Annotated in this window: 6 protein-coding genes and 1 pseudogene; 6 read left to right on the top strand and 1 reads right to left on the bottom strand. The window is 61.8% G+C overall.

The features are described 5' to 3' along the window. The first annotated feature begins 273 nt into the window (after nucleotides 1–273). The 3 genes from KB893_RS17320 (at nucleotide 274) to KB893_RS17310 (ending at nucleotide 3,772) form a co-directional block, all read left to right on the top strand. Nucleotides 274–2,163 (top strand): DUF5906 domain-containing protein, encoded by a 1,890-nt coding sequence (locus KB893_RS17320; protein WP_211927984.1) that lies wholly within the window; start codon nucleotides 274–276, stop codon nucleotides 2,161–2,163. Between the two features lie 289 nt (nucleotides 2,164–2,452). Further along, nucleotides 2,453–2,698, top strand: coding sequence for a hypothetical protein (locus tag KB893_RS17315; protein ID WP_211927983.1), 246 nt, complete (start codon nucleotides 2,453–2,455; stop codon nucleotides 2,696–2,698). A 66-nt stretch (nucleotides 2,699–2,764) separates the two neighbouring features. Beyond that, complete coding sequence (locus tag KB893_RS17310; protein ID WP_211927982.1) at nucleotides 2,765–3,772, top strand: ArdC family protein; 1,008 nt, start codon at nucleotides 2,765–2,767, stop codon at nucleotides 3,770–3,772. Here the strand turns inward: KB893_RS17310 and KB893_RS17305 are convergent. Beyond that, a pseudogene (locus tag KB893_RS17305) lies at nucleotides 3,764–4,425 on the bottom strand (IS3 family transposase); the annotation flags it as partial. The gene KB893_RS17310 and the pseudogene KB893_RS17305 sit on opposite strands and share 9 nt — an antisense overlap. 168 nt (nucleotides 4,426–4,593) lie before the next feature. On the opposite strand from KB893_RS17305, the gene KB893_RS17300 reads away from it, so the two are divergent. The 3 genes from KB893_RS17300 (at nucleotide 4,594) to KB893_RS17290 (ending at nucleotide 7,113) form a co-directional block, all read left to right on the top strand. Further along, entirely contained in the window at nucleotides 4,594–5,334 is a 741-nt protein-coding gene (locus KB893_RS17300; protein ID WP_211928143.1) for an SDR family oxidoreductase, read from the top strand. 111 nt (nucleotides 5,335–5,445) lie between these two features. Next, the gene (locus tag KB893_RS17295) at nucleotides 5,446–5,739 is read left to right on the top strand and encodes a putative quinol monooxygenase (RefSeq protein WP_211928142.1); all 294 of its coding nucleotides are present in this window, start codon (nucleotides 5,446–5,448) and stop codon (nucleotides 5,737–5,739) included. 234 nt (nucleotides 5,740–5,973) lie between these two features. Next, nucleotides 5,974–7,113 (top strand): glutathione-independent formaldehyde dehydrogenase, encoded by a 1,140-nt coding sequence (locus KB893_RS17290; RefSeq protein WP_211928141.1) that lies wholly within the window; start codon nucleotides 5,974–5,976, stop codon nucleotides 7,111–7,113. Nucleotides 7,114–7,135: the final 22 nt, after the last annotated feature.

The raw sequence follows: 7,135 nt of genomic DNA, 5'->3' as shown, positions 1-7,135 counted from the left end.
CGCGCCGGCCTCGACCTCCTTGAGGATCCGCACGACCTGTTCCTCGGTGAACCGCGACTTCTTCATGTGAGCTCCTTCTGGGGGAACTCTACTTCCGACTGGCTCGAATCAACGAGGACGCTTCAAGCGGCTGAAAGCCGAAGCCAAGCGGTCGGGGATTTCTCCCAGCGAGAAGCTGCGCCGAATCCTGGACAACGCGTTGCCGCACGTCGCCTAACCCCCACAAACGCGAAACCCCGCCTTGCCGGGCGGGGTGTCGTTGGAGCCAAAACTATGTCTACAAACAATCTTGCCCAAGATCCGTCGGTCGTCAACCCCCCGGAAGTGTCTTTTCTCATCGAAAAGCGCTGGGAGCAAAACCGGGAGAACTACACCCGGAATCTGAAGGTGGAACACCGAGCCTTGGATCGCCACAAACAGGTCAAGCTCAACAAAGGCGAGCTGCGCCCGGAAAGCCTGGACTTCCTGTTTGCTCGCCACCTCCAGTTGGGGTTGGACGGCAGCCTTTGGGCCAGCGTCCGTGACGAATCCGCCACCCAGTCAACGCTCGTCTACCGCTGGAGCGAAAACCACTGGGCCCTGGTCCACCGCGGCCTGGGCGATGGCCTGGCGTCGGACTGGCTCGACACCAACATCCCGGCGAAATCCAGCGACAAACTGGCTTCCAGCTGCTGGGCCTACGCCCGCACCCGCTTGGGCCAGCAGAGCGCGTTGCCGCAACTGGAACCCAAGCGTGCGGTGGTCCCGTGCGCCGATGCTTACCTGGAAATCACCGCCTCCAGCATCCAAGCCCTGGCCCCCAAGCCGCGGTATGGCATGACCCACGCCCTGACCATCCAAACCGGCGCCACGCACGGCGAGGCCTACACGCCCAAGCCCCTGCCGGCCGACAGCCTGCTGGGCAAGTTCTTGGCCCATGCGCTGCCAGACGAGGGCGTGCGTTCCCTGGTGCAGGAGCAATGCGGCATGACCCTGCTGCCCGGGTCTTACCAGATCGCGGCGTGGTGGCACGGTGCCGCCGGCAGCGGCAAGTCCACGCTGGCCGAATGCGTGGAAGGCGTTCACAACAAAGTGGCCCGCCTGGACCTGGGCACGTTGAGCGACACGTTTGCACTCGAAGGCATCCTGGGCAGCCAGCTGATCCTGGTGGACGAGGTGGAGTGCGAGAAGTGGAAGGAAGGCACGTTCAAAACCCTGGTCAGCGGCAACGGCATCGCGATCAACCGCAAGCACCTCTCCGTTCTTAACTACCGGAGTCGGGCGAAATGGATCGTCAGTAGCAACTCTGCGCCCTTTTTCCGCGATAAGTCCGGCGGCGTGGCCCGCCGCCTTTCTATTGTCGAGTGGGCGAATGTGATCCCGGAGAGCGACCGCATTCCTGACTTCAGCAAGAAGTTGCTTGCTGAAGAAGGCCAGTTGTTCCTCGATTGGATGCTGGAAGGCGCTCGCCGAGTCGTGGCCCGCGGTCGCTTCATGGCCGACCACGAACTGCCGGAAGCCGCGCAGGCCTACAAGCAGGCCGTCATCCACGGCGCCGACTCCATCGCGGCCTGGGCCCACGCCGACCGGGTGCAGTTCGGCGCTGCCGCTGGCAGTGAGCAGTGGCAGAGCGTCAAGGCCATCCATGCACGCTACGTTTCGTGGTGCGAGAAGAAGGGCTTTGAAGTCGAGGAGATCCTCACGCAGCGCCAGTTCACCCGCGGCCTGAAGACCGCCGGGCACTTGCGCGGGCGTCCGTCGAATCGGCGCGTGGAGGGCGAGCAGTTGGACTGCTACCTCTGCAGCTGGAAGGGCGAGCAGACCGACGCCGAGCGCGAGCATGAGCGGGAGCTCAAGCGCCTGGATGCCCTGACGCCAGAAGCCCGCAAAGCCGAGTTCGACCAGGCCAAAGCCGCGAACGACGCGGACAACCAAGCCCGAGCAGCGGTGGCCGAGCAGCAGGCCGAACAGGACTTCGCCGACATGCCCGACGCCATCCGAGACGTCTTTGGCTTCACCAACACGCCCTACGAGCAGGCCCAGGCCGAGCGACGCGCAGAGCGGGAACGCCAAGCCAAGAACGCCGCCGCGTGGGAGAAGCAGGATCGCCGGGAGCGGCAGGCTCGCGAGCAGCGCAAGGCCGAGGGGGAGAAGAAGACCAAGGAGGCAGCCAATGGCCGGTAAGCGAACGATCCGTGAGGCGAAGTTGATGGCAGAGCGCGAGGGCTTTCGCGTGTTGAACGCCCAGGTGTCTGCGGGGTGCCATGTCGAACTTCAACTGCAGCGGAATGGGCGGACCCAACGCGTCTTCGCTCCCTCCACGCCCAGCGACGTTCGTGGACACCTCAACCACCGCGCCTTTCTGCGCCGGCTTGCCCGCCAGATGGATCAGCCCAGCAAGAACGGCTAGGCCTTTACAACCGCCGCAGGTGCGCTATTGCAAAGGGGTATCCACTCAGAAAAGGAGACCCCCATGTATCCGCTCAACCCCGAAATCCCCGAAGGCGCATTCCACGAAGAAGCCATCACCGCCGAAGACCTGGGGCCAGAAGGCCCCGAGTTCGACCCGCAATACCTGCTCGTTCAGTCCGCTTTCGGCCTGCATGTGAAGTTAGGAAAAGACGGTGACGAAGGCCTGCGCAGCGAAAGGGACCTCTTGGATTTGGTCACCCGACTGCTGGATCAGCGGAAGTCCGTAGACCTGCATTTCGAGTTCTAACCATCCCACCCACAACCACCTGCTTGGAGGCGCAGGAGGTTTAAAAAGATTTGAGGCAACCACCCCATGTCCAAGTATTCCGATCTCATTCAAGCCGAAACCCGGCGCATGCTCGACTTGATGAAGCAGGGCACCATCCCCTGGCGCCGCCCATGGAACGATCCCGACGCCCCGCGGGGTGGCGCGATCAACGGCCCGTGGAACCCGCTTTCGGGCAAGGCCTATCGGGGCTCCAACACGGTCATCCTGCGCGTGGCCCAACTCGTCCACAGCTACCAAGACGACCGCTGGCTGACTTATCGCCAGGCTGAAAGCATTGGGGCCGTGGTGAAGCGCGGTGAGAAGGGGCAGCGGATCGCCTACTGGGATTTCAGTAAGACGGGCAAGGCGAAAGACGACGCCGAGCCGTTGACCGAGGGCGAAGAGAAGGGCGGATACCAGGGACCGTCGGTGTTCGTCGCCACGGTGTTCAACGCTGGCCAAATCGACGGAATGCCCGAGCCGCCGCCCCCCTTCGTCATGCCTGAGACGATCCGCAACTTGCGCGTTCGGGAGTTGCTGGACAAGCACCAACCCAAGCTTCACCACGACGGAGGCAACCGGGCTTTCTACTCCATCGCCGCGGACTCGATTCACCTCCCGAAGTTCAGCACCTTCAGCGACGACGTGAGCTACCAGGCCACGCTGCTCCACGAACTCGCTCACTGGACGGGCGCCAAGCACCGCTTGGACCGCCAGCAGATCGGCGGTTTCGGCAGCCAGGACTACGCCAAGGAGGAGCTCGTTGCAGAACTGTCCAGCTTGTTCATTTCCAGTCGCCTGGGCATCGCCTTGGGCAAGGAACATGACGAGCAGCACGCGGCTTATTTGCAGAGTTGGATGAAGGCCCTGGCCGACGACCCCAAAACCCTGTTCCGCGCCGCAAGCCAGGCAGAGAAGGTCATGACCTTTTTGGACATCCCCGCGTTCGAGCGCGAACCGCTGCCGCAGGTCAAGAAAGAACAGGAAGCCGATAAGCCCGTCTCCATCCCGGTGGCCGAAAGCTCGGGGAAGAGCAGGGGGGTTCTACCCTGAAATCACGGACGGTTGTGAAAGAGCTTGGAACTTCCGATCGAGCCTGGCGACTCTTCGCCGCATCCTCGGGTTATGGAACCGCTCGACGTATTCGAACACATCAGTCTTCGCTGCATCGAGTGTCAGGTACTTCGTGCGGTAGATCCGCTCGCGCTTGAGCACGCCGAAAAAACCTTCGCAGGCCGCCTTGTCCCTGCAGTGTCCCACCGCGCTCATCGAACAGAACAGGCCGTTTCTCGACAGATACCGCTGGTAGTCGCCGCTTCGGAATTGACTGCCGCGATCGGAATGCAGGATCACCGGCTCCGCACGCTGCCATACCGCCATCTGCACCGCCCGGATCACCATGTGCCGGTCCTGCCTGTGGTGCATCGACCAACCCACCACGCGCTGGTCGAACAAATCCAGCACGATGCATAGATACAGCTTGCCTTGTGATGTTTTGACCTCAGTGATGTCGGTGACCCATTTGGTCTCCGGCTCCAGCGCGCTGAAGTCCCACTCCAGCCGGTTGCGCACGCCCGGGGGCGTGAGCGCCGGGCGGCCACGTTGTCCCTGCCGCTTCGGCCTCGGCCAGCCCTGCAGGCCGAGGCCGTCATCAACCGCGCCACCCGGTTCAGGCTGGCGGTCTCGCCTTGATCGGCCAGGTCTTCGTGGCACGGCTTCTACACGCGTTCAACACAGAAGAGTTGCGGATAATCGGCCTGTTGGCACCTGCGCTTCGCGTGGTACCTTTCGGACCTAATTCATCCACGCGGCTAACGTTGAGGCGGAGCCGCGATCCGGCGAAAAATCAACAACTGACTTGAAGGAATACAGTCGTGACCAGGGGTATTGAAGGCAAGGTCGTTCTCATCACCGGCGGCAGCACCGGCATCGGCGCAGAAACGGCGCGTCTTCTCGCGGAACGCGGCGCGAAGGTGGCCATCGCCGCGCGGCGCAAGGACAGGCTCGACGAGGTCGTCGCGGACATCGCCGCAAACGGCGGCACGGCACGTAGCTACGCGCTCGACGTGACCGACAAGTCGGCGGTCCAGTCCGTCGTTGCCGCAATTATTGCCGACTTCGGCCGCCTCGATGTGCTGATCAACAACGCCGGGCTAATGCCGATCCGTCCGATGTCCGAGGTCAACACCGACGAGTGGGACCAGATGATCGACGTCAATCTGAAGGGTACGCTCTACGGCATCGCGGCGGCCCTTCCCGGCTTTCTCGAGCAGGGCAGCGGTCACATCATCAACTTGAGCTCGGTTGCGGGCATCAAGGTATTCGCACCGGGCGGCACGGTCTACTCCGGCACCAAGTTCGCCGTCAGCGCGATCAGCGAGGGCTTGCGCCACGAGGTGGGGGAAAAGGTCCGGGTCACGTCAATCGAGCCTGGAGCTGTCGAAAGCGATTTGAAGTTCACGACCTCTGGCGCGGCTGCCGAGACGGTGCTGGACTTCTACAAGCAGGCCATCCCGGCGGCATCGGTGGCGCGTGCTATCGCGTTCGCTGTCGAACAACCTGATGACGTCGACGTCAACGCGATCGTCATCCGGCCGACCGCACAGCAGTTCTGATTTCGACGAGGAGGCGGGGCCGCGTGTGCTTCGCCTCATGGGGAACCTACCGGCCCGCTCGTCCGTTACTTTGCAGAATAATATTTGTCCCTTTCACTTGAGGAGTCATTCATGCCCAAACTTGCCCTGTATGTACCTCTGAAGGCCAAGCCCGGAAAAGAGCGTGATGTCGCCAATTTCCTGACCTCGGCATTGCCGCTCGTTCAAGCTGAGGCGGGCACTCTGACCTGGTATGCGATCGAGGAAGGTCCCGGTGCGTACGCGATCTTCGATACGTTCGACACAGAGGAGGATCGGCAGGCCCATCTTGACGGCAAGGTTGCCGCCGCACTGATGGGCAAGGCAGAAGAACTGTTTTCTGAACCGCCGCAGATTCACAAGTTCACCCTGCTGGCCGCGAAATAGCGGAGCGGTCGGCACCCTAGCGCGTCGCTCTCATCGCCCGCGTGCAGAATACCGCCGTGAATCGATCCCAGGACGGGACGGCCCTACGGGAAGGAACCTCTCAGGTAGCAGAGGGTTCAGTAAACTGAGATCACTCGGAAGGGTGCGATGTCCTCCGCCGTTGCGATGGAGCAAATCATCATTAAGCTCTCGATTTGATGACGCGTCGAGAAGAGCTGCGAAAGGAGAAGATCCATGAAAGCTGTCGTGTACAACGGGCCCAAAGATGTTTCTGTCAGTACCATCGATGATCCCAAGATCGAAAAGCAGACCGATGTTATCATCCGGCTGACCACGACCAATATCTGCGGGTCGGACCTTCACATGTATGAGGGCCGCACCAGCTTCGAGAAGGGCAGGGTCTTCGGTCACGAAAACCTTGGCGAGGTCATCGAAGTTGGCGCTGCCGTAGATCGTATCAAGAAGGGCGATCGCGTGTGCATGCCGTTCAATGTCGGTTGCGGTTTCTGCGAAAATTGCGAACGCGGTTTGACGGGGTTTTGCCTCACGACCAACCCCGGAACCGCCGGCGCAGCGTATGGCTTTGCCGAGATGGGGCCGTGGCAAGGCGGACAGGCCGAATTGATGCGCGTTCCTTATGCGGACTTCAATTGTCTGAAGCTGCCCGAGGACGCCGAAGAGAAGGAGGACGACTATGTCATGCTCTCCGACATCTTCCCGACAGGTTGGCATGGCGTCGAACTGTCCGGTTTCCTGCCCGGCGAAAGCATCGCGATCTACGGCGCTGGTCCGGTCGGTTTGATGGCCGCGCACTCAGCCCAAATCCGCGGTGCCGCTCAGATCTTCGTGGTCGATTCTCACGATGACCGCCTGAAACTGGCCGAGGCGGTGGGCGCGATTCCGATCGACATGCGCAAGGGCGATCCCGCCCAGCAGATCCTTGACGCAACCGGCGGCCTCGGGACCGACCGTGGGGTCGAGGCGGTAGGTTACCAGTGCTGCGATCGCCACGGCAAGGAGCGCAGCAATTACACGATGAACTGCCTCGTCAAAAGCACGAAGGCCACTGGCGGAATCGGCGTCGTCGGCGTGTTCATTCCGGAAGACCCGAACGCGCCCGACGATCTTCAGAAGGAAGGCAAGATGGCGTTCGACTTCGGCAACTTCTGGTTCAAGGGCCAGAAGATCGGCACCGGCCAGTGCAATGTAAAGCACTACAACCGGCGATTGATGAAGCTTATCGAGCAAGGCCGGGCCAATCCTGCCCAAATCATCTCGCACCGACTGCCGCTTGATCAGGCACCAGACGCCTACAAGCATTTCGACGAGCGCGATGCTGGTTGGACGAAGGTCGTGCTCAAGCCGGGCACCTGACCTTAGTCTTCGACGGAATAGG

Origin of the sequence: Coralloluteibacterium stylophorae, from assembly GCF_018122625.2 — a bacterium.
Taxonomy (GTDB): Bacteria; Pseudomonadota; Gammaproteobacteria; order Xanthomonadales; family Xanthomonadaceae; genus Coralloluteibacterium; species Coralloluteibacterium stylophorae.
The sequence above is the reverse complement of the archived record's forward strand: the minus strand, read 5'-3'. Positions and strand labels throughout refer to the sequence as shown.